At 32.5% G+C, this 22,326-nt stretch carries 31 protein-coding genes; 18 read left to right on the top strand and 13 right to left on the bottom strand.

Annotated elements, in window-relative coordinates:
- Position 1 precedes the first annotated feature (1 nt).
- From FOT98_RS02350 to FOT98_RS02335, 4 genes are read right to left on the bottom strand one after another with little or no spacing between them, the layout of a single operon-like run.
- On the bottom strand, positions 2-145 hold the full coding sequence (locus tag FOT98_RS02350) for a YrzI family small protein (protein WP_063259988.1): 144 nt from the start codon (positions 143-145) through the stop codon (positions 2-4).
- A gap of 26 nt (positions 146-171) precedes the next feature.
- Positions 172-315 carry a YrzI family small protein gene (locus FOT98_RS02345; protein WP_063259987.1) on the bottom strand — a complete coding sequence of 48 codons (144 nt, stop codon included), beginning with the start codon at positions 313-315 and terminating at the stop codon, positions 172-174.
- A 28-nt stretch (positions 316-343) separates the two neighbouring features.
- A complete protein-coding gene (locus FOT98_RS02340; RefSeq protein WP_063259986.1) occupies positions 344-487 on the bottom strand; it encodes a YrzI family small protein in 144 nt (47 codons plus the stop codon).
- Between the two features lie 27 nt (positions 488-514).
- Positions 515-655 (bottom strand): YrzI family small protein, encoded by a 141-nt coding sequence (locus FOT98_RS02335; protein ID WP_063260018.1) that lies wholly within the window; start codon positions 653-655, stop codon positions 515-517.
- Positions 656-1,094: 439 nt separating this feature from the next.
- On the opposite strand from FOT98_RS02335, the gene FOT98_RS02330 reads away from it, so the two are divergent.
- The 6 genes from FOT98_RS02330 to FOT98_RS02305 all read left to right on the top strand — a co-directional run bounded on the left by FOT98_RS02330 (position 1,095) and on the right by FOT98_RS02305 (position 4,919).
- The gene (locus tag FOT98_RS02330) at positions 1,095-1,688 is read left to right on the top strand and encodes a DUF4825 domain-containing protein (RefSeq protein WP_063259985.1); all 594 of its coding nucleotides are present in this window, start codon (positions 1,095-1,097) and stop codon (positions 1,686-1,688) included.
- A gap of 170 nt (positions 1,689-1,858) precedes the next feature.
- Positions 1,859-2,239, top strand: a complete 381-nt coding sequence (locus FOT98_RS02325) for a GntR family transcriptional regulator (RefSeq protein ID WP_063259984.1) — start codon at positions 1,859-1,861, stop codon at positions 2,237-2,239.
- Positions 2,236-3,108 carry an ABC transporter ATP-binding protein gene (locus FOT98_RS02320; RefSeq protein WP_063259983.1) on the top strand — a complete coding sequence of 291 codons (873 nt, stop codon included), beginning with the start codon at positions 2,236-2,238 and terminating at the stop codon, positions 3,106-3,108. Before FOT98_RS02325 ends, FOT98_RS02320 begins: the two co-directional genes overlap by 4 nt.
- Entirely contained in the window at positions 3,105-3,776 is a 672-nt protein-coding gene (locus FOT98_RS02315) for a DUF4052 family protein (protein WP_063259982.1), read from the top strand. Before FOT98_RS02320 ends, FOT98_RS02315 begins: the two co-directional genes overlap by 4 nt.
- Before the next feature lie 36 nt (positions 3,777-3,812).
- Complete coding sequence (locus FOT98_RS02310; protein ID WP_063259981.1) at positions 3,813-4,292, top strand: CcdC family protein; 480 nt, start codon at positions 3,813-3,815, stop codon at positions 4,290-4,292.
- Between the two features lie 117 nt (positions 4,293-4,409).
- A complete protein-coding gene (locus FOT98_RS02305; RefSeq protein WP_063259980.1) occupies positions 4,410-4,919 on the top strand; it encodes a 2'-5' RNA ligase family protein in 510 nt (169 codons plus the stop codon).
- A 6-nt stretch (positions 4,920-4,925) separates the two neighbouring features.
- Here FOT98_RS02305 and coaW read toward each other — a convergent pair whose 3' ends face one another.
- The 8 genes from coaW to FOT98_RS02260 all read right to left on the bottom strand — a co-directional run bounded on the left by coaW (position 4,926) and on the right by FOT98_RS02260 (position 11,279).
- Entirely contained in the window at positions 4,926-5,756 is an 831-nt protein-coding gene (gene coaW, locus FOT98_RS02300; protein ID WP_063259979.1) for a type II pantothenate kinase, read from the bottom strand.
- A 91-nt stretch (positions 5,757-5,847) separates the two neighbouring features.
- Complete coding sequence (locus tag FOT98_RS02295) at positions 5,848-6,246, bottom strand: 3-hydroxyacyl-ACP dehydratase FabZ family protein (protein WP_063259978.1); 399 nt, start codon at positions 6,244-6,246, stop codon at positions 5,848-5,850.
- Between the two features lie 56 nt (positions 6,247-6,302).
- Complete coding sequence (locus FOT98_RS02290) at positions 6,303-7,502, bottom strand: LL-diaminopimelate aminotransferase (protein WP_063259977.1); 1,200 nt, start codon at positions 7,500-7,502, stop codon at positions 6,303-6,305.
- Positions 7,503-8,036: 534 nt separating this feature from the next.
- On the bottom strand, positions 8,037-8,399 hold the full coding sequence (locus tag FOT98_RS02280) for a hypothetical protein (protein WP_063259976.1): 363 nt from the start codon (positions 8,397-8,399) through the stop codon (positions 8,037-8,039).
- 177 nt (positions 8,400-8,576) lie between these two features.
- Positions 8,577-8,879 (bottom strand): hypothetical protein, encoded by a 303-nt coding sequence (locus FOT98_RS02275; RefSeq protein WP_063259975.1) that lies wholly within the window; start codon positions 8,877-8,879, stop codon positions 8,577-8,579.
- Between the two features lie 147 nt (positions 8,880-9,026).
- Positions 9,027-10,229 carry an MFS transporter gene (locus tag FOT98_RS02270; protein WP_063259974.1) on the bottom strand — a complete coding sequence of 401 codons (1,203 nt, stop codon included), beginning with the start codon at positions 10,227-10,229 and terminating at the stop codon, positions 9,027-9,029.
- 295 nt (positions 10,230-10,524) lie between these two features.
- Entirely contained in the window at positions 10,525-10,959 is a 435-nt protein-coding gene (exsC, locus tag FOT98_RS02265; RefSeq protein WP_063259973.1) for an exosporium protein ExsC, read from the bottom strand.
- A gap of 167 nt (positions 10,960-11,126) precedes the next feature.
- The gene (locus FOT98_RS02260) at positions 11,127-11,279 is read right to left on the bottom strand and encodes a YqbF domain-containing protein (protein WP_071723536.1); all 153 of its coding nucleotides are present in this window, start codon (positions 11,277-11,279) and stop codon (positions 11,127-11,129) included.
- 511 nt (positions 11,280-11,790) lie between these two features.
- Here FOT98_RS02260 and FOT98_RS02255 point away from each other — a divergent pair.
- The 8 genes from FOT98_RS02255 to FOT98_RS02220 all read left to right on the top strand — a co-directional run bounded on the left by FOT98_RS02255 (position 11,791) and on the right by FOT98_RS02220 (position 16,956).
- Positions 11,791-12,576, top strand: coding sequence for a class I SAM-dependent methyltransferase (locus FOT98_RS02255; protein ID WP_063259971.1), 786 nt, complete (start codon positions 11,791-11,793; stop codon positions 12,574-12,576).
- A 69-nt stretch (positions 12,577-12,645) separates the two neighbouring features.
- On the top strand, positions 12,646-12,834 hold the full coding sequence (locus FOT98_RS02250) for a DUF3970 family protein (RefSeq protein ID WP_063259970.1): 189 nt from the start codon (positions 12,646-12,648) through the stop codon (positions 12,832-12,834).
- 77 nt (positions 12,835-12,911) lie between these two features.
- Positions 12,912-13,877 (top strand): nucleoside hydrolase, encoded by a 966-nt coding sequence (locus tag FOT98_RS02245; protein ID WP_063259969.1) that lies wholly within the window; start codon positions 12,912-12,914, stop codon positions 13,875-13,877.
- Between the two features lie 171 nt (positions 13,878-14,048).
- A complete protein-coding gene (locus tag FOT98_RS02240) occupies positions 14,049-14,291 on the top strand; it encodes a GlsB/YeaQ/YmgE family stress response membrane protein (protein ID WP_000638305.1) in 243 nt (80 codons plus the stop codon).
- Between the two features lie 77 nt (positions 14,292-14,368).
- A complete protein-coding gene (locus FOT98_RS02235) occupies positions 14,369-14,764 on the top strand; it encodes a hypothetical protein (RefSeq protein WP_000847586.1) in 396 nt (131 codons plus the stop codon).
- 118 nt (positions 14,765-14,882) lie between these two features.
- Positions 14,883-15,305, top strand: a complete 423-nt coding sequence (locus FOT98_RS02230; RefSeq protein ID WP_063259968.1) for a hypothetical protein — start codon at positions 14,883-14,885, stop codon at positions 15,303-15,305.
- A gap of 108 nt (positions 15,306-15,413) precedes the next feature.
- Positions 15,414-16,259, top strand: coding sequence for a gluzincin family metallopeptidase (locus tag FOT98_RS02225; RefSeq protein WP_063259967.1), 846 nt, complete (start codon positions 15,414-15,416; stop codon positions 16,257-16,259).
- A gap of 28 nt (positions 16,260-16,287) precedes the next feature.
- Positions 16,288-16,956, top strand: coding sequence for a YjgB family protein (locus tag FOT98_RS02220; protein ID WP_063259966.1), 669 nt, complete (start codon positions 16,288-16,290; stop codon positions 16,954-16,956).
- 65 nt (positions 16,957-17,021) lie between these two features.
- Here FOT98_RS02220 and FOT98_RS02215 read toward each other — a convergent pair whose 3' ends face one another.
- Complete coding sequence (locus tag FOT98_RS02215; protein ID WP_063259965.1) at positions 17,022-18,248, bottom strand: MDR family MFS transporter; 1,227 nt, start codon at positions 18,246-18,248, stop codon at positions 17,022-17,024.
- Between the two features lie 101 nt (positions 18,249-18,349).
- Between FOT98_RS02215 and FOT98_RS02210 the strand changes: the two genes are divergently transcribed.
- From FOT98_RS02210 to FOT98_RS02195, 4 genes are all read left to right on the top strand, one after another.
- Positions 18,350-20,086 (top strand): ABC transporter substrate-binding protein, encoded by a 1,737-nt coding sequence (locus FOT98_RS02210; protein ID WP_063259964.1) that lies wholly within the window; start codon positions 18,350-18,352, stop codon positions 20,084-20,086.
- Positions 20,087-20,244: 158 nt separating this feature from the next.
- Positions 20,245-20,868 (top strand): YhbD family protein, encoded by a 624-nt coding sequence (locus FOT98_RS02205; protein ID WP_063259963.1) that lies wholly within the window; start codon positions 20,245-20,247, stop codon positions 20,866-20,868.
- A 13-nt stretch (positions 20,869-20,881) separates the two neighbouring features.
- Positions 20,882-21,592 (top strand): bactofilin family protein, encoded by a 711-nt coding sequence (locus FOT98_RS02200; RefSeq protein WP_061679677.1) that lies wholly within the window; start codon positions 20,882-20,884, stop codon positions 21,590-21,592.
- A gap of 18 nt (positions 21,593-21,610) precedes the next feature.
- The gene (locus FOT98_RS02195; RefSeq protein ID WP_063259962.1) at positions 21,611-22,318 is read left to right on the top strand and encodes a cytoplasmic protein; all 708 of its coding nucleotides are present in this window, start codon (positions 21,611-21,613) and stop codon (positions 22,316-22,318) included.
- Positions 22,319-22,326: the final 8 nt, after the last annotated feature.

The raw sequence follows: 22,326 nt of genomic DNA, 5'->3' as shown, positions 1-22,326 counted from the left end.
TTTAAAACAGACGACTGTAATAAGAAGCTTGACGCACTTTTACTTCGTCCATAATAGATTGAATGTGTTGCTCACGTAAAATTTCCTTCTGTGAAAGCTTACGTTTTTGAATGGTGATAGTTAAAAAGAATGCTTTAAATTTCATTAGGGAATTGCTCCTTTACAAGTTATTTAGAAAAGACGGCTGTAATAAGAAGCTTGACGCACTTTTACTTCGTCCATAATAGATTGAATGTGTTGCTCACGTAAAATTTCCTTCTGTGAAAGCTTACGTTTTTGAATGGTGATGGTTAATAAGAATGCTTTAAATTTCATGAAGGTATTTCTCCTTAAAAATATATTTTTAATACATTTGCGTATAATATGAACTTTTAATGTCAGTCATTTTATCAGTCAGTTTTTTTAATTGTTGTTTACGATTGATTTCAGCTTCAGATAAATTGTTTTTCTGAAGTACAGTCGTAAAAAAGAAAATATGAAAAGTCATAAATGAATTCCTCCTTTCGAAAAGGAATTACAGGTGATCACAATAAAGTGCTTGGCGCTCCTTAACATCATTCATAGCTTTTTCAATTTGCTCATTATGAAACATTTCATTTTTGGAAATTGTATTTCTTTGAATCGTAATACTTAAAAACAATACGCTAATAGTCATCGAATGTTGCTCCTTTCTTAATAAAATGATGTAAGAGGCTAAAAAATCGCACAAAAAAGCCACAGGAAGATATAGTTCTCCTATGGCAGGGCGTGAAAAAGCCACAGGAAAGTATACGACCTCCTGTGGCGAATTTATGAATTAATCGAAATAATGTACGATTTTCAATTCTCCATTAGGGTGGTCGAATTCATATTTAATTGTCCGAAAAACAAAGGTGCAGTTAACGCTAAAGTTAAAGCATGTAATTGTAATTTCATCATTTCCTTCGACCTCCTTTTAGAATTTTTTCTTTCGTTAGTAAGTATATACAATTAATGGATAATTGTAAACAGGAAAATTGAAAATTTTTAATTTTGATTAAAATGCGTATATTTTAAAGGGTTTTGAGAAGATGTATTGTAATTAATGAAATATCAATAAAAGTGGGGGATGCTAAATGAAATATATGCATCGTAACGTGGTTGTTATGCTAATAATTTTTTTACTTATTACTGCTTGTTCTAGCGGAGAAAGAATAAACGAAATATCTGATATTGAACCTGGTGCTTTTAAGAAATATGCTGGGACATACGTTGGTAATAACTCAGTTGTGGTTGCAATTGTTAATCATTTACCTGGTGGTGATACATTTCAAAGTATTAGTTTGGAGAATGAAAATATAAAGGTAAACTATGGTGCAAAAGGAAATGGAACTCTGACAGAAGACATGGTTGAGACGTATTGGTTTGATGGTAAGGACACGATGGAGAAGAATTTTCTCTTTAACGTTATTTATCTAGCTATTTTAGTACCAAATGCGAAAAGTTACGAGTTTCAAGTAGAAAATAAAAATTTCAAGATAAAAAGAGAAGAAATACTATCAATCTTGTATGAAAAAATTGATGATTTTCCAAAAGAAGATGATATATGGGATAAAAAGAAAGTAGTAAAGTTCCTTAGCGACAATAACGAAAAAATTACAATGCTTATAAATGATAAAGATTTTCGGAAATCTTTATTTGCTAAATATCCAGTGCAGCAGTTGGAATAAAATGAAAAGAAATTGAGAACAAGAGTTGAAACTTCAAAATTTTAGAAAGAGAGTCATCCGTAAACGGATGACTCTCTTTTTTTGTAAAAGAAATTTATGGAAATAAAAATTTTTATGTGATATGGTTAATCACATAAGTAATGAACCTATGAACCTAAGGTGGTGAAGTTGTGAAACCTACTCTGGAGCAAAATAAATTAATATACTTACAAATTGCAGAAACGATTGAATCTGATATTTTAAAAGACATATTACTGGAAGAAGAAAAAGTTCCATCAACAAATCAATTTGCGAAGATGTTACAAATAAATCCAGCTACTGCAGCTAAAGGGGTAAATGTATTAGTGGACGAAGGGATTCTATATAAAAAGAGAGGGATCGGGATGTTTGTTGCAAAGGGAGCGAAAGAAGTCGTACTTAAAAAAAGACAAAATACTTTTATGACCGAATATTTACCTAAAGTATGGGAAGAAGCAAAAGTATTAGAAATATCGAAAGACGAATTGATGGATATGATTCAAAAAATTACGAAGGAGGGCAAAGAGGGATGATTGCACTTGAAACGAAAGATGTAACGAAAAAATATAAAAAGAAAGTAGCAGTAAATGAAGTAACGATTTCATTGGAAGAGCATAAAATATATGGTTTACTCGGTAGAAACGGTGCAGGAAAAACGACACTATTAAATTTACTTGCAGGCCAAATTACTTCAAGTAGTGGTAGCGTATCAATATTTGGTGAAAATGTTTTTGAAAATAGTAAAGCAATGCAAAATATTTGTTTTGTTAGAGTGAAAGAAGAAGCACATTTAAGTTATAAAGTAAAAGAAATCTTTAAGATGTGCAGCATGTTTTATAAAAACTGGGATGGAAAGTACGCTGAAGAACTCGCTGATAAATTTCAGCTTAATATGACAGTGAAATATCATAAACTATCACACGGTATGCAAACAATCGTCGGAATTATTCAAGGATTAGCAAGTAGGGCACCAATAACAATTTTTGATGAACCGACTACAGGTTTGGACGCAGCACATCGAGAGTTGTTTTATAGTTTGCTATTAGAAGATTACGGTGAGTATCCACGAACAATTATATTATCAACACATTTAGTAGAAGAAGTAACCCATGTGATTGAAGATGTAATCATCATAAAAGAAGGAAAACTAGTTGTTCAATCATCAGTGGAAGATTTATTGCAACAAGCTCATATTATTTCAGGAAAAAAAGATACAGTTGATAAATTTTCGGTAAATAAGAAAGTAATAAATCGAGAAGTCTATGGGAATAAAGGCATTAATGTTATATGGGAAGAACTTTCTAATGAAGATTATTACTCTCTTGAAAAAGAAGGTTTAGTAATCGATAGAATTACATTACAAAAACTATTTATACATATAACTGGTGGTGAAGTGAAATGACGATGTTAATGAAGCAGTTGAAGTTACATATAAATTTTCATTATAAAGCAATTATAATATTTTGGATTGTAGCTTTATTAATAAAAGGGGCTTTAAATGCTGCTCATTTAAATGGAGTAAACATTGGTTATTTACCTGAAATTATAAATAACCCTTCAATAGCAATTATGTTATTTATAGTAGGGAGTGTTTTCAACATTCAAGATGAGCTTTTTCGTTTAGCTGTTTCATTTGGTGTAACGAGAATACAATATTTTATCGGGGCAATTTGTTATATCGTATTGCAATCTGTATTATTTTCATTTCTTCAAGTCATGCTTTTACAAGACATAAAATATAATTTAGTAAATGTTAGTTTTGGGGAGCAATCGGTACAACAATTTATTTTGCAATTTTTATTTTATGTTACAACAGCATGTTTCTTCCAAGTGGTAGTAGTTTTTAAACAAAGATTTCAGTGGATTGGTCTGATGATTGGTGGATCCCTTTTCTTATCAACAAATAGTGTGCTTTATGGCGAAGCAGGGATAACTGGTTTATTATTTACCAGTGATGGATCTTTAGTAGATATTCCATATTTTACTGTTATTTCAATTGGATTAACTGTTCTTTATATCGTAACTAGTGGTATATTTATTCGAAAAGTATCATTCGAAAAAACGATTTGAAATAGTATTAGATTACTAAAGAGAGAAGGATAGCGAATGAGAGATACATCTTCACTCATTACCGTATTTTTATGTATTGCACTACTAATATTTTGGCGTCGTTATCGTTCTATGCATAAGCCAATTAAGGGGACGGGAAAACGTATTTTGTGGCCATTATTATTATTAACACCAGGTGCTTTATGGTTTTTTGGTCCTATGCATCCAGCTATTTTACAAGTTATTATAGCAGCATTCATAGGAGTTCTTTTCGCCGTACCACTTATAGTTTTAACAAATTATGAACGGAGAGATGATGGGAATATTTATACGAAAAAAAGTGCTGCTTTTTTAATTACTTTTATTGGACTTGTCATTTTGAGATATGGTTCAAGACAATTTATTGTTGATTTAGATCAACAAACGATTGGTTTATTATTTTATGTTGTTGCAGTATCGTATATTATTCCTTGGAGGATTGCTTGTTATATAAAGTTTAGGAAAGTTTGGCAGGAAAATAATAATCACACTATATAAAAACTTCTCATTTGAGAAGTTTCTTTATTTTTATATGTAGGTAAAACGAGCTGTTGAAGGGCAGGCTGTCATAGAATATGATACAAATTATAACGAGGGAAAGATGAGGGGATAAAAATGCGCACAATTTTAGTTTTTTTAAATAACATGTCCATCGATAAAATAGAGAACATTAGACAAAAATATGATCCTTTATTTGGGTTAATTCCACCTCATATAACAATTGTATTTCCATTTAAGAGTGATATTTCAGATGATGAATTAAAATCTCATATTTTGAATTTATCAAAAGGGGTAGGTAAAATTGAAATTGAGTTTGCAAATCGTATCACTAGTGTAGGAAACTATTTGTTTTTAGAAGTTGAGGGAGGGAAAGTACAAATAGAAGAATTACATGATTTGCTGTATACAGAAGCTTTATTACAATTTTTGAAAGAAGATATACCGTACATACCGCATGTAACAGTCGGGAGAAAAGAAAGTGCTGAGTTAGCTGCTGAAGTAGCTAAAGATATTCCAATTTTCCCTGAAAAGTTACAATGTGTAGTTGATAGAATTAGTGTAGAGCGAATTGGAGAGAACGGAGAATCAATTATTGAATTTGAAGTACCGTTGCAAAAAAGCTGACAAATGTCAGCTTTTTTTATTCGTAACATGAAGTAGAGCACCAATCGCACCGCTATTACCACCATCGCGTAAAAAGATTGGTGTTTTATTTTGATATTTTGTGTAGTCACTAATAATATTCTGGAGGTGTACGTTATTACATAAAGTGGAACCAATATAAATAATATGGTCAATGTTTTTTGTTTCGGCGAATTGAAGGCTTAATGCAGTAACGACTTCACCGACAAGTCCTTGCACAGTTGCTAGTATATCAGAGCTACTAAAATTTGAGTCTGTTTTAGTAGCTTTTCCGAAATTACTTGCAGTTAAGCTATTATCAATAGGAGAAAGAATGCCATCATAAATATCTCCAACCGTAATATCTAGTGCTTTTCTAGAACCTACTTTTGCTAAAGGAATCACATCTTCAAAATGATCTATATTTGTTAATAATTTTGAAAGCCCCATAATAGTACCACCGCCAACACCAGTTCCGCCAGCGCGAATATATTGGTCATTATAAACGTAATGAATGGAAGTACCTGTACCGATATTTGTTAATATAAAGTTATTTATATCATATTTTTCTTCTTTTAATATGTATTGGACACCTAATAGAGTAGCTTCAAATTCATTTCGTTCTACTATTTTATATGAGTCTGAAAGTAGTAGCTGTAATTGTTTCGCTTTACCACCTGTAATACATATTTGTTTTATACGAGTGTTTTTCTTAAGCCAATCTATTATTTTATCTTGTTCATTTGAATAAAATTTTTCAAAAGTTAATTGCTTTTGTCCGTTCAAATAAGCAATTTTCGTTAATGTTCCTCCAGCATCGATACCGATAGTACTTTCCATTTTCCTGCTCCTAACCAAGTAATTTGTTTACTCTGCTCATGTTGTTGAGACAAATTTGTAGGAATTAGATACCCCGCGGATTAAATCGTCTCTAATCTGCTTGATATATTAATAGCTTTTCCACAGTTACAATCGGCTGATTATTAACAGTTGCAGTACCTTTACCGAGAATAAAACCTCGACGATCGCGAGTTAGCTCATAATGTAAATCAAGTTTATCACCGGGATATGCTTTTGCGTGAAATTCAACCCCATCTAATGAGGAGAGGAAGCCAAGACCTTCAGAGTCATTTGGATGTACAAATGCACTAAGCTGAGCAAGTGCTTCTACAATTAGCATATGAGGCATATGTTTTTGACTATCATTTATAAACCATTCATTATTCGTAATGAGTTTATATCCCGTAACGGATTCACCATGTTTTACATTTGTTACTTTATCAATCATTAAAAATGGATAACGATGAGGAAGAGTGTCTTTAATGTGCATATGAAAGTACCTCCAATGAATAATACCCCTGCTACGGTTAAGCAGGGGAGTTATCATTAATTTTTAACTAATTCATTTACTTTTTCAAGAGAAAAAATACCACTATTTCTAATGTTTTCAACAACTTGTTGTAACACATCTGTATCTTGAACGAGTGCAATACGTACAAAGCCTTCTCCGTGAGGTCCAAATGCATGACCTGGTGTAACAACGACATTCGCACGATCCATTAACGCATAAGCAAAATCTGTAGAAGTCCAGCCTTTCGGAATTTCGGCCCAGACGAACATACTACCAGCTGGTTTATCAACATTCCAACCAAATGTTCGGAATCCATCAACTAAAGTATCTCTACGTTTTTGATAAATACCGCGATTTTTCTCGCAAAACGAAGCGCCATTTCTTAGTGCAGCTGATGCTGCTTTTTGAATTGGTAAAAACACACCGTAATCTGTATTTGATTTAAATTGCGTAAGTGCACGAACAATTTCTTCATTACCAATCATATAACCAATACGGCTACCTGCTAAACTATAACTTTTTGACAAAGAGTTGATTTCTACGCCAACTTCTTTAGCCCCAGGTACAGAGAGGAAGCTAATTGGCTTATTACCATCAAAATAAAACTCAGCATAAGCAAAATCATGGACAACAATAATGTTATGCTTTTTCGCGAATGCAATTACTTCTTTAAAGAAATCTTCATGAGCCATAGCCGGAACTGGATTCCCTGGGAAGTTTAAAATCATCATCTTCGCTTTATCGGCAATTTCTTCAGAAATTAGCTCTAAGTTAGGTAAGAATTCATTCTCTTTCTTTAATGGCATGTAATAAGATGTTGCACCAGCCATTTGAATACCTGTTTCATAAGCTGTATATCCTGGATCAGGAACTAATATAATATCTCCCGGATTCGCATAAACCATAGGTAAATGAACGAGTCCGTCTTGTGAACCCATTAATAATAAAACTTCTTTATCGGCATTTAAAATAACGTTATGAGTGTTGTTGTAATATTCAGTTACAGCTTCGTGAAATTCTTGAATACCACTTAATGTGTATCCATAGCTTTCTTTTTCACTTGCAGTATGTACCATTTCTTCTCTTACGAAGTCAGCAGGCGGCATATCAGGATTCCCGATACTTAAATCAATCATTTTGTGACCTGCTGCAATTTTTTCTTTTTTATAAGCCCCTAATTCACTAAATATAGAAGATTGGAATGCTTTCATTCTAGTTGCTAACGTGTAAGTCATCAAAACCCCTCCTAAAAACAGTGTTTTCTATCTGCGTTTTTAATTATTCTGAAAACACATGATTACATTTTATCATTTTTTTATGAAAATTAAAACGATTGACAAATTTAGAGGGAGGATTAATCTTTTTTGAAAGGACGTTGTAAATAAGGGTTGGTTAACTGAACTGTTTATTATATCTTTCTATACGGTTTAGGATGTTTTATAGTTTTTATTAAGTATATCCCGCATATTTTGAATGAAAAAGAACACGAAAACGAGGCCTAAAATACCACTAAGCCAATAGTATGAATTTCCTGTCGTGAATCTTTCATAAAATGAAAGTGCACTCCATAGGATTAGGATAATGGAACAGATTGTTGATACAATTAATGAATTTAAACTTCTCAAAAAAAGCACCTCACATTATAAATATTGTTATTATATAATATTACATTTTAATTTAAAGATTTAAAAGAGGGAAATGTTTATAAGTAAGTTTTGTAAAACAGAAAAAACGCAGAAAATATTTTCTACGTTTTAAATGAAGTGTAATCATTTCTTCTTATATGTACATAATTTTTCAACTGCATAAAAGTATACGTTTAATTTTCCATCGACAATTTTTAAAGTTTGATCCGAAGTAAATGAGTTACCATAATCAATGTGGTACGCGTTAGAATCCTTTACAAAGGAACCTTTGTATAAATCTTCTTTTTTCTTCGTTGTTTGCATTTCCACTAAGTTTTGCACAATTTTTTCTTTCTTTTCTTCTTTTACAACTGTTTCAAATTTATAAGATGTAGGACAGAGACCGTTTTTGTTATCAATGACTTCCCAAGAACCGTATATGTCATTATTGCTACATCCGCTAAGTAGAACGATGAATATAGGAATAATCAATAGAATCTTTTTCATTTTGTGCTCCTTTCATTTTGTTTTCAATAAACGTGCGAATACGATAGGGATATTGTAATAAATAAAGTTTAAATTTTTATAAAGAATTATTTAATTTCACATAAAAATTGGGGAAAGGGGAGGTTTTGAAAATAAAAAGGCATGAATCTAACGTAATCCAGATTCATGCATAGTGTGCTATCTTATATTTTGTTTTTTGAGGATAAATGATGCGGAAAAAAGGATGACAATACCGTTTAAAATATACACGTTTATAATAGAAGAGGATAGGTTAATTGATCCAAAACCAGCGTTATCGAATATAGAAGTGAGTGCCGTAGTTGTCAAAAAAATAATAGGTGTTAGCAGTAAAAATAAGAAGCCTGCCACAATTCTCCTTTTAAAGCTATGTTGAGATAGGGAAATTGCTAAAAAGTTTATGATGCTAAACATAACGAATACAACCAAAAGGATAATCAATAACTGAATGCCATCAGACATTTTGCGCCTCCTATATACCTTATTTATATATTATATTCGAAAGCAAAATGGGGTACTCCTTTAAATCATTTCAGTAAACGTAATAGATAAGATTATATATAACAAAGAAGCATGGATCATTAGATTAATCCATGCTTCTTTGCTATGTTATAAATTCGCAGATTGCGAAGGTTGTTTTTCATACTGTTTCTGTTTAGATAGTGATATGAAAATAATTAGTAATGAAATAAATCCGAAGATTAGAACCATATATTGCAATCCAATCGTATCTAAGAAGAAGCCTGTGCCAAGTAAGACAATTTGGAACATAACTCTCTCAAACATATTACGGAAAGAGAAAAGACGACCGTGATAGCTTTTTTCCACTTTCGTTTGGAAAATTGTCGACATAATAGGGAAGAAGCAACCGACACTAAAACCAAACAAACCAAATGATGTAAGTGACATCCATTTTATATCGCTAAAGAACAACGATAGATGTGCAAAAGCGGTACAAACTGCGAAGAAATATAGTAATTTTTCAGGTTTGAAATGGTCAGATAAACGTTTAATAACGAAGGCCCCTAACATAAATGCGACACCTTCAATTGTATATATAAAGCCTTTAATCGTTGGATCATGTTGCATTTCACTTATGTTAATTACCATTAAATTAAATCCAGCTATAAATAATAGAGGGATAATACTTAATATAAGTGCTGTAAAAGCAATAGGAATGCCTTTTAATATACGAAATACTTCCATAAAGCTATTATCTTTTGCAGCTTGTTTACTTGGTGTTGTTGATTTCTTATCTTCGAATTGTAGGAAGAATGTTGAGAGGAATAATAAAGCGTATGCAGCCATCGAGAAGGCATACATATACTGTAAACTCATTACAACTAAAAGAATTCCACCTAGTGAAGTACCTGCAATACGAGCGATTGTACCTACATTCATATGTACACCGTTCATCTGTAATAATTCATGCTCACGTACGATGAGTGGAATTACAGATTGTAATGCAGGGAAGTAAAATGCTGCTGAAATTTGAAGAGCAACCATAAATGCAATCATAAAGGCGATACTTTCAAATTGGATTGCGAAAAACATAAAGATAACACTAATAACACGACCGAATCCAGCGTAAAGAAGAACTTTTTTCTTTTCATACTGATCAATGACACGACCTGCCATAGGACCAACTAGAACACCTGCTAATAATCCGATAAATAATATAACTGATTTCATGAAATCAGAAGGGACATATTTTTGCATAAATTCAAGGTTGCCAAGAATACCAAGCCATAACCCTAGACCAGCAATAAACTCCCCAATTAACACAATCCAAACATTTTTATTACGCCACATAATGTAAAACCTCTCCGTCTTTTAAAATGAAAAACTCGTATATAAAACCTCCTTATTTTATGTATTTTTATTAACGAACTTTTTTAGAGTCAGAGTCTATATTACGTGTTTCATGAGTGGATTTCAATCTTTTTGATTTGTCAAATAGATGATTTGTTAGTTGATGAAATAAGCAATGAAAATGTGGGGAATTTATGATGAAGTGTCTATTGAAAGTAAGGATACATATAAAAAAGCAAGAACGTACATACTACGTCTCGCTTCTCTCAAGTATAAAATTAAATATTAGATTTAGCTAGCAACATTTACGATTTTGTCCAATAGCTAAGCCGCTAAAAGAAAATGGACCAACAATTTCGGCACTTGCACCACTAGTAAGATTTTCTACAGTTAATGAATATACATGAGTTCCACAGTTTAAATCTTGATCTATAGCTTGAAATGTTTGAGCGTAGAATTGTTCAGAATCTGTTGATTCAATACCTACTTGTGTATTGAAAATTTCAACATTATCACGGAAAATTCGGAATAAAACTTGTGAAATCTCAGTTATACCTTCAACTCCAACTGTAGCAATTAATTCAACACGATTATTACCTGCGTCTCTTTTTGAAATTTTTAATTTCAAATTTGCAAGAATTGCTCTATCTGGAGAAGCTGGAATTACAAAAGTTATTTCACCAGTTTTACTTAAAGGTTGAGTAGCTTGATAATCAATGATATGAGTCATATTCGTCACCTCCTCATATGCTAAAATATGAAATTTACGATAAAATAGCTTGGACAAATAATAGAATATTTTAAGAGAATGGAGCACAATTGTTGAAATGAGGGGGATTATATGGGGGCATTAAGAATATATCACAATTAAGTGAGATATTCTTAATGCTTTTTTAATTAAGCAGAATATTCTTCTTTACGTACTTCGAAAAATTCGTTACGACGTAAGTAATTATAAACTTTCTCGGAAACCTTTTCTTCTTCAGACATTAAGAAGCGATGATCAAAAGCATAGAATGATTGACCTTTAATTAATTTTACGTAGTATATTTTACACGCCTCCTCTAGCAGAATTGGAACTTACCTAATATTATGATGGCCTATATGCTTGTGAATCATACTTGAAGTTTCAAAGGATAGAAGCTAAAAAATTTTAAAAAGCTTACAAAACTGTAATGTTGTTGTCACGTTTTCTGATAGTTAAAAACAATCACTCCCATATATACTACAAATAAGTTACATAAAATAAGGGGGTTAAAAGATGGATGAAGTAATTGGAGAAGTAGTAGTAGGTATTTGTGAATTTGTGGTGGAAGTAACGGCGGATGCTATTGGTAGCATAACTTCAGAAAATGAAAAAAGGGAAAAAGAAACTATATAGAAAGATTTAAAAAATAGATTTTAGCATACTTAGAAAACTGTGAGATACATTCTTACAGTTTTTTATTATTTTTTTCAAAATACTAAATGTCATGTGTTTAAAAGAGGAATTGAAAATATGAAATAGAACTTATTAGTTATCTGAATCGTGTACAAATAACAATAGAAAGAAGATGATAAAATGAGTAAAGAAGAGCTTGTAAAACAACAGTTTGGTAATAATGCGGAAAAGTATGTGAAAAGTAAAATTCATGCTAAAGGGCCGGATTTACAATATGTAGTTCAACAAGTTGAGTCTCGTCATAATTATCGTCTTCTTGATATCGCTACTGGCGGTGGACATGTTGCGAATGTATTAGCTCCATTTTTTAAAGAAGTAGTTGCCTTAGACTTAACTGAAAAAATGTTAGAGAGTGCGAAAAAATTTATTATAAGTAATGGACATGAAAATGTATCTTTTGTCGCTGGAAACGCTGAAAGTTTACCATTTACAGATAGTTCTTTTGATACGATTACGTGCCGAATTGCAGCACATCATTTTATGAATCCATCTCAGTTTATAAATGAAGTAAATCGTACGTTAGAAGATAACGGATTGTTTATTTTAATAGATAATGTTTCACCGGAAAATAATGAATTTGATACATTTTATAATTTTATAGAAAAAAAGAGGGATCCGAGTCATGAACGGGCGCTGAAAAAAACAGAATGGATTACCTTGTTAGAAAAAAACGGTTTGCAATTGCAGTCATGTCTTACTTTTGACAAGAAATTTGAATTTGACTGGTGGTGCGATATGATGAATGTACCTTTGCAGAAACGCGTGAAACTAACAGAATGTATGATGAAAACATCAGTTGAAATGCAAGAATTCTTTAATATTGAATATGAAAATAATAAAATTATATCGTTTTATACTGAAATGGCACTGTTTGTATGTAAAAAAAGCGCGACATTAAAAAGATAAATTTCTTGCAGTCTTTTCAAAGTAAGTTATACTTAGTACAGAGAATATGAGAATTGAGGAAATGTAATAATGATTCGCTTACGTATTGAAGGAACTGAAGAAGAAATGCTTGAATTTATGGAGAAAATGCCGGATATTCCTGGATTTGAAAAAACACATATGAGAGAACCGAGAAAAGGAAATAATCCAAAATATGATTCAAGTAAAAATGTACTAGCATATTTATCTTATAAAAAGATTGAAGTCGCCAATAAATAGGCGGCTTTTTTAGTTTGCACCGTTTCACAGCCTTGTCTTTTTCACATAATAATAATAGTAGATTATGCTAAAGAGGGGTGAGGATAGTTAATAAGAAAATCATCTTTTTTGGAGACTTTGGTATTGACGATGCGGTGGCATTAATTTATGCAAATAAAACATGTAAATTAGATATTATAGGTATTGTTGCTGAATACGGGAATGTATCGCGAGAAATTGTAACGGAAAATGTGTATTTTTTAGAAAGATACTATGCTACAGAAGTAAAAATCATAGAAGGTGCAGCAAGACCGATGACGGCTGAAGAGCCTTTGTTCTTTCCTGAAATCCATGGGGATCACGGTTTAGGACCTATTATTCCACCTGAAATGAGGATTTGTAAACGGGAAAATTTTTGTGAAGTAATTAAATTAATTGAACCTTGTCCAGAAGATATTATTATCGTAGCGACAGGACGATTAACAACATTGGCGACGTTATTTTTATTATATCCAAATGTAATGGATAAGGTATGTTCGTATTATATTATGGGCGGTGCTTTTTTATTTCCAGGTAACGTTACTCCTGTATCAGAAGCTAATTTTTATGGAGATCCAATCGCCGCAAATATTGTGATGAAGTACGCAAAGAATGCGACTATTTATCCGTTAAATGTAACGCAAGGAGCCCTCATTACTCCTGAAATGGTGGATATTATTAATAAAGAAGGAACAGGGCAGGCTAAGCTTATTAAACCAATGATTGATTTTTATTATGAGAACTTTTATAAAAAAGAATACCCAGGTATTGCTGGAAGTCCAATTCACGATTTACTTCCGTTCATTTCTTTTATAAATGACGAAATTTTTGAATATAAAAAGTCTGCAGTTTGGATTAGTACGACAAATGACGTAACAAGAGGACAAAGTGTGGCGGACTTTAGAAAAATAGCTGAGCCGACAACATTTGATAATAGGCCTGTTCAAAAAATTGCAGTTGGTTTTAACTATCCTGCATTTAAAGAAGAGTTTATGCGGACAATATTAAAGCCTGACTGTCCTTAATATGTGTAATGCGAATAACATCAATCCTAAGTCAAAAAAAGGTCGTTCATTATTTTAAAATAAATTAATAGTTGATCTGTATGAATAACTACTGAAAAATGTAACATAACTAAGGATAAGCAATTGTTTCTAATTATATTTTGATCTGTGAAATATAAAGGAGGTTATCATATGATTTGGTCTTTAATCGTCGGTGGTATATTAGGATGGCTTGCGAGCTTAATTACTGGAAAGGATGTACCTGGTGGTGTAATTGGTAATATTATTGCTGGTATTATCGGTTCTTGGATTGGTTCGAAATTACTTGGTAGTTTTGGTCCAGTCATTGGCGGATATGCAATTATTCCAGCTTTAATCGGTGCGATCGTTTTAATTTTCATCGTAAGCTTCTTATTACGAGCAATGCGAAAATGAATGTAAGGACTGTTTACATTTGTAAGCAGTCCTTTTTATATGTTATGCTAGTATTATACAATCAGGAGGTGTCAGCATTGAAAACATTTACAGTAAATTTCCATCAAGAAGATAATGCTAAAGCGACAACAGTACATAAATTAAGTGAAGAGGACTTCAATAAAGCAACAGAAAAAGGTACTCGTCATCTATTTGATTTAGATACAAACGTTGGATTCTTCGTATTCTTTGACGCAGAAGATGCAGAAGGTAATGATCAATACTTAATGTTACAATACGAAGGGGATCATGAAGAGCCAACTGCGTGCTACGGATTTGATTTAAAACTATACTATCAATTTTTAGCACTATACTTAAATGATCTTGAATTCCACGGTGAAACAGATGAGGAAGAGGAAGAGTATGGCCCAATTCATCATTTAGCTCACTTACTATATCATATTGTTGAAGATGGTAAGTCAATCGAAGTGTAAAAATACATATGTAAAGCTGTCCCTTTTTGGGCAGCTTTTTTTATTTTTTAAGCAAAATATACAAAACCTTTGCTATAATTTTTGTATATTTATATGTTATGAATAGGAAGTGAAGTATTTGTTTACAATTGAGAACTATAAAAACTCTTTAATAAAAGGACTCGAGACAAAATCCTCTGATTTGATTGCAAGGTTAAAAGCGACAACACAGTTTACTTATTATAAAGAAATAGATTTATTAGATTTTACTGCTTTTGTTCAGTCATTTGAACTGTCAATCGTTATGTTTTCAATGGATGGAGATGCTAATGAAGTTTATTATGAAGGAACTGATGAGTTCTGGGATTTTTACGAAAAAAATGATGAGAAGTTATCTGAAATTGAAATGAAAGTTATAGTAGAATGGTTTGCTACATGCTGGAATAAAGCTGGTGGTATGAATGTTGAATTACCTTCTTACTTTAGTTTTCATGATTATGATGAATGTTATGATTTACATAATGGTAAATGGATTTCTGATGGTGATAGATGGTTCGATTAAACAAAAAAGCAACAAGGAAGGCTCATCCTTCTTTGTTGCTTTTTCTATGTTTAAAGGGAGGATTTTAGTGTAAATGGCGAGAAGGGATATATTAAGGAGATGGGAAAAATGATAAATAATACAATCCCGAATTTTTTAAAATTATGGGAAAGTGACGATGTAGAATTAGAGGTTCTTAATCAATACTTTACTTCGCATCCAGAGATATTTGATGAATACTTTAAATATCATTGTCCTAAAACGAGAGAACGTCTTTCGAATGCTATTAAACAATATCCTGAAAAAATAGAGGATATTCGTATCATTGCAGAAGCGTTACCGACTATTATTCAAGAAATAACGAATGCATATCATTATAAATATAACTTTGATGTAAATATGAAGTTTCATCTGTTTGTTGGAGGATTTGGTTCTAATGCATTTGTAGAAAGGGAAATTATTGGTGACATATTTTTTGCGGCAGAAAAATTATCTCAAGATTTAAATCACCTTCGTGTAATCGTCGCTCACGAAATAGGACATATATATCATAATGTTATGTTACAAAACGATGGAATGGACTGGGGAGAAGCCGAGTGGGCCGATGCGACGGTTAATTTGTATCGTGAAGGTGTCGCAACATATTTATCAAAGCAAATTATGAAAGGTTTAAATGAATCAGTGTATTACTCATATGACAATGAGGGTGAACGTTGGTTACAATATTGTATAGAAAATGAAGAACATATAAAGAAACGTTTTTTGGAAGATTATATAGAAGGATGGACGTTTGATAAAGAGAAAGAGTGGTTCCGGTTATCTGGCGGACAATATTTTGGGTACAACCGACTCGGTTATTTTTTAGGAACAGCTTTTGTAGAATATGTTGTGCAAGCATTAGGTGAGAGTGAAGCATTTACTTTTTGGAACAAACACAACTTGAAAAGTAGTGTAATGGATTGGTTATCGAAATGAATAAGATTATAATAAGGGGCTGAAATGTATGAAATTGTATGTAAAGATAGCTATGTTATTTCTCGCTTTTACATGCATATTTGCATTAGCAGCATGTAAAGGGACAGACGAAAAAAAGGAAACAAATCAGACATCGGAAAATAGTAAAGACAATCAGAATAACTCTGCTGAAGAAAAGAAAGAACCTGATGCAAAATCAAATAATGAAGGATCAACAAAACCAAAGACTGATTCAAGCACGAAAGATACAGTAATAAATCAAAAATCAATTAACTATGTTAAAGATTTGTTTGAACTAGCGAAAGAAGGAAAAGTACCTAACGTTCCGTTCGCAGCTCATACAGGAGATATTGAAGAAATAGAAAAAGCTTGGGGGAAAGCAGATAAAACGGAACAAGCAGGTAACGGAATGTACGCAACTTTTACAAATAAAAATGTTTCCTTCGGTTTTAATAAAGGATCACAAGTTTTTGATGTACGCTCCTATCATGCTGAGCTAAAATCAATTACATTACAAGAAATAGAGAAAGCATTAGGAAAACCAGCTTCAGTTAAAGTAAATGGGGAAGATAAAATATATGTATATAAAGTAAACAATCAGTTTGAGTTAAAATTTATTATTCCAAAATCGACTGGTAAAGTAAATCATATTTCGGTATTTTCGCCAGAAGATAGTATTAATAAAATGGCAGGGTAATAAAAAAGGATGTCACAATAGTCTCAAGACTTTTGTGACATCCTTCTTTTTATAAAGAAAGCATCCTATAAAATATGAGTAGTATGCTCCGAAAGGTCTTTTTTCATTTTATTACGTTCTATATTTTGAATAAACATTGCTTGAATAATGCCTCCGACTACTAAGAAACAAGCACAAATATAAAATAGCATACTACCGTTTAGTTTACTTAGTAAAACCGCACCAATAACAGGACCGCACGTTCGAGATATATCCCAATGTAATCCATAAATTGAAAAATACAATCCACGTTTATCTGTAGGAGCGATTTCTGAAACGAATCGAAATAAATGGTTTAAAGCGATACTTTCCCCAATAACTAAAAAGAGTAATGTGAAAAATAATGAAGCGATTATTTCTGAAAGCCCGTAGCCAATGGCGGCTATTGTATAGCAAGTGTAAGAAATAAGAATAATTTTCGCCATTGAAAATCGCTCAGACCATTTCACGAGAAAAACTTGTAGAGTGATTTCCATAATAGCTTTGCATGTTGTAATAAACACGATTATGCGTTCGAAATCCGGAAGTGTATGTTTCACGAAAATAAGATAATTTGTCTCAGTTTGTGCATAAAAAAAGCTAATAGGAAGTGTAGTAATCATCAGTGCTAAAACGGTGTAATGTTTGTGTACAAATTGTTTTGGAGATGATACTTCAAGTTTTTGTGTTGGTTTTGTCATTGCTGGAGCGGTTTCTGGAAGCTGCGTCCAAATAACGACTGCATATACTATAAGTGCAATGCTTTGCACCGTAAATACATATTCAGGGTGAGTTCGATAAAAAATAGTACCAATTAAAGGGCCAATCACGGAACCGATTGCAGCCATCGTATGCAAAAGAGCAAAAATTTCTGCTTGTTGTTTTTGTTTTGTTAAATCAGCAATTTGTGCCCGTTGAGCGGGAATATATAAGGAACGGCCCACCCCATTTATGACGTATAACAATGCAAATATAAAAACAGATTGAGCAAAAATGAAGCTTCCGATTGCAACTCCTTGCAGTAGTAAACCGAGTAACATAATTTTCTTTCGTCCATATTTATCAGTTACTCCTCCAGCAATAAGTGTAAATATAATGTCCGAAAGCGGTTGTAACCCGAAAATAAGCATAGTCATCATAATATTACCGTTTAGCATCTTATTAACATAAATAATCATAATGATAGCTAACATTGATTCTGTTGTTCGAGTTAATAATTCACCGCACAGTCTAATGATGATTGGTTTATTGTAACGTAATAAGAGATGATTCAATATTATTTCCTCCTTTCCATATTGAAATGATAAGATGAAAGGAGAATTGGAAAAAGGGTAGAAAGAATAAGGAGTATTTTTCACCTTTTAGGGGGAATATGATGTTTATTTTAGATCAATACATTGAACTATGGATTGCCTATGGCAAAAGGGAAAAAGAAGGAGAACAATTAGAAATAACTTTGCAAAATATATCCGAAACATTATTTTGTACGGAGCGTAATAGTAAATTAATAATAAAAAAATTAGAAGAACTATGTTGGATTACTTGGTTTCCAGGGCGTGGAAGAGGGAATCGTTCTAAACTAATATTTCAAAAGCAACCAATTCCACTAATTTTAGAAAGAGGAAAAGAACTAACGAAAAAAGGAGATGTGAAAAGTGGTATCTCATTTGTAGAACGCTACAGCTCACAATTTCCATCAGTAAAGAAAGAGTATAAAGTTTGGGTAGATTCCATATTTGGTCATCAAATAGAACGGACACCTGAAGGAAGAAAAGACGTACTTCGTTTGCAAGTACAAATGAACCTGGACATCAATTTAGATCCAGTTTACGCAACAATGCGCTCAGAATGTCATATGGTTAAACATATTTTTGATACACTCGTATATGTAAATGAGGAAACAAATTCTATAGAACCGAGGCTTGCTTTTCACTGGGAATATAATAATGCTGACAAGGTTTGGACATTTTATTTAAGAAAAGGCATTTATTTTCATAATGAAAAACGACTTACTGCACATGATGTTATCCATTCATTGAATCGATTTATGAAAACTGAAAGCAACCCACACGCATGGATGTTACAACATGTTGAAAATGTCCGTGCAGTGGATGAATATGTTGTTGAAATTCAATTACATACGGAAAATAGGATGTTTTTACATATGCTTAGTGCAGAACAGTGTTCTATCGTTCATGAAGATGAAGCAGGAAACTTCATTGGTACAGGGCCTTTTACATTACGAGAGAAGAATGCAAATTTATTTGTACTGGAAGCACATGATTTATATTATCGCGAAAGACCTTTCCTTGACCGAATTGAACTGTTGAATGTGGAGAAAAGTGTAAATACATATGACGTGTTAGTAAAGGCGCAGTATAAAGATAAAGAAAAACATAATAAAGAAATTTCTCGGCTTGAATCGAACGTGACATATGTAACGTGCAATCTTGTAAAAGAAGGGCCAATGCAAGATGAGTTGTTTCGAAAGGCGTTATATAAAATTATTCATGGCGATAAAATTGTTCAAGAACTTAGCGGAGAACGTGGAGAAGTAGCGAAGAAACTAATATTAGCAAATGAAAGCATAGTAGAAATTGAGGAAGATATTGCTAGTTTAATTAAAAGGAGTATGTATCAATATGAAGTGTTGCAACTCTACACGTTTACAGGACGAGATCACGTAGAAGATGCAATATGGATACAAAAAGAGTGTGCGAAGTACGGGATTCGTGTAGAAACTAATTTTCTTGAAATAGAAGAGCTATTGGAAATCAGTACGATACAAAAGGCTGATATGATGCATGATAGTGCAACTATTAGTGAACGAATTGAAGATAGTCTGCTATATATGTTTCTTACAAAAAATAGCTTTATTCATGGGCAAAGCAGCGTGGACTTTCATAAAACGTTGTCACCGTATTTTAAACAAGAACGAGTAGAAAAAAGAGTTACATTGTTACGCGATATTGAGAGTACATTGTTACGTCAAATTCATATTATTCCTTTATACCGGAACAAACAACAAGTAACTTCTCACGAAAAAGTACAAAATATAATGATTAATTCACAAGGGTGGATTGATTTTTATGAAATATGGTTTACATGTTGATATATAAGGGTTTTACGCATTTTTTAAGATGCGTGAGAACCCTGTTTTTTTGTGTGAAACAGGGGTGTTTTACACATTGTTACGTTACTTATGATAAAAGTCTATTTACAGCGTAACAGTGTTATGTTACATTGTTATCAGGAAGGAGTGTTATACAGTTGAGTACAGATTTAATTTCAAAAAAAGATTTATTAGAACTAACCGGTATTTCATACGGACAGTTATATAGGTGGAAAAGAAAAAATTTAATACCGGAAGATTGGTTTGTACGGAAGTCAACATTCACGGGTCAAGAGACATTTTTTCCGAAAGAAAAGATATTAGAGCGTATTGATAAAATCCAAACGATGAAAGAAGATTTATCTCTTGATGAACTAGCGAATATGTTTTCACCGAGTGTAAGAGAAATTCTATTAACTAAGGAAGACGTCTTACGTAAAGGGATTGCATCAGAGCCAGTTTTACAATTCTTCATGGAACAAACGAATAAAACAACAGAGTTTCAATTTGTAGATATTCTTTATGTGTATATGTTAGAAGAATTACTACAATCAGGAGAGATTAGTTTAGAAGAAGGAAAAATGGTCCTGCAAGTTTTACGTGAAAATTATGAAGCGATTAAGCATAAAACATGTGATTTAATCATCGTTCGAAAGTTAGGGATTTCTACATGTTTCTTAGTTTCAAACGTGGATGATTTAATTTTTGAAAAAGGAACCAAAATTGTTTTACGCGAAGCGATTATGAAATATACCGAAGCATTAAAAACTAAACTGTTGTAGTGGAGGAGAAAGTATGCGTACAGATAATTTGATTATAAATGGTTACGGTTCATCGAATGGCGGCGAGTTTCATAAAGTGCAATTAAATGGAAAAGGGACTGTTAATGGAAATATTGAATGTGACCAGTTTGAATGTAACGGTTACGGTGCTGTTACTGGAAATTTGAAAAGTAGCAATGCAAGAATTAGTGGATCGGGTAAAGTCGATGGCACAGTTCATGCAGAAACGATGCGCATTGATGGAAAAGCAACAATTACGCAAGATGTGAAGGCGAACAGTTTGAAAATTGCAGGAAAAGGTACGATAGGTGGAAATGTAACTGGTGAAGAGTTTAAAGTCAATGGTCAAGCGACGATTGATGGTAATTGTGAAGTGGATACTTTTTCTTCAGAAGGCCAATTTACAATTGGTGGATTATTAAGCGCCGATGAAATAAATATTAATATTCACGGTACATGTCGAGCGAAAGAAATTGGTGGTCAAACGATTAAAGTAAAACATAGACTAAGTACTTTTAGTAGACTGTTTAAATCAGTATTTGGTATGCAGTTAGAGGCTGAACTATTAGAAGGTGACAATATTGATATTGATTATGCTCACATAAGAACGGTAAGAGGAAACAATGTGACAGTAGGAGCGAACTGCGAGATTGAACTCATTGAATATACGGGTGTTCTGACTGTCGATAAAAGCGCAAATGTAAAAGAAATTAAGCAGGTTTAATGGGAGGGGAAAAGTAATATGGAACATCAACATAGTCTTACTGTCAATGGCTCTGGTAGTTCAGCAGGCGGGGATTATAACAAAGTGAAGATACGCGGCGAAGGAACGATTTCTAATGATATGAGTTGTAATGAATTTAAAACGTACGGAACGAGTGATGTACAAGGAAATATGAAAGTGAAAAATTATGTCGTGTATGGAGATAGTGAAGTACAAGGAAATGTAACTGCGGAATATGTAAAAATATACGGAAATACACAAATGAATAGTGATGCTCATATTGAAAAAACGAAAGTAAGAGGTATGATAGAAGTTAAAGGGAAGTTTACTGGTGATTTCGTAGATGTGAAAGGCGCTTTAAATGTGAAAGGAGATATCGAAGTTGAAGAACTATCACTAACTGGTGGTCTTGAAAGTGATGGATTACTTAATGCTGAAAATATTGAAATTTCACTTCGTTATGAAGGAAGTAAAGTGAGAGAAATCGGCGGTAAAAAGATTACTGTTCGTAAAAAAGCGAGATTTATTCCATTTACAAGTCACGCAGGAAGCCTCCAAACGTCTGTCATTGAAGGAGATGAAATTTATTTAGAGCATACTATCGCTGAAGTAGTAAGAGGAAACAACGTTACCATTGGTCCAGGGTGTGAAATTAGTGTTGTAGAATATCATACTAGTTTTAACCAAAAAGGTAATGCGGTCGTAAAAGAACATAAACAAATATAAGTAGTACG

The organism is Bacillus sp. HY001 (assembly GCF_007558965.1).
GTDB lineage: Bacteria > Bacillota > Bacilli > Bacillales > Bacillaceae_G > Bacillus_A > Bacillus_A mobilis.
The sequence above is the reverse complement of the archived record's forward strand: the minus strand, read 5'-3'. Positions and strand labels throughout refer to the sequence as shown.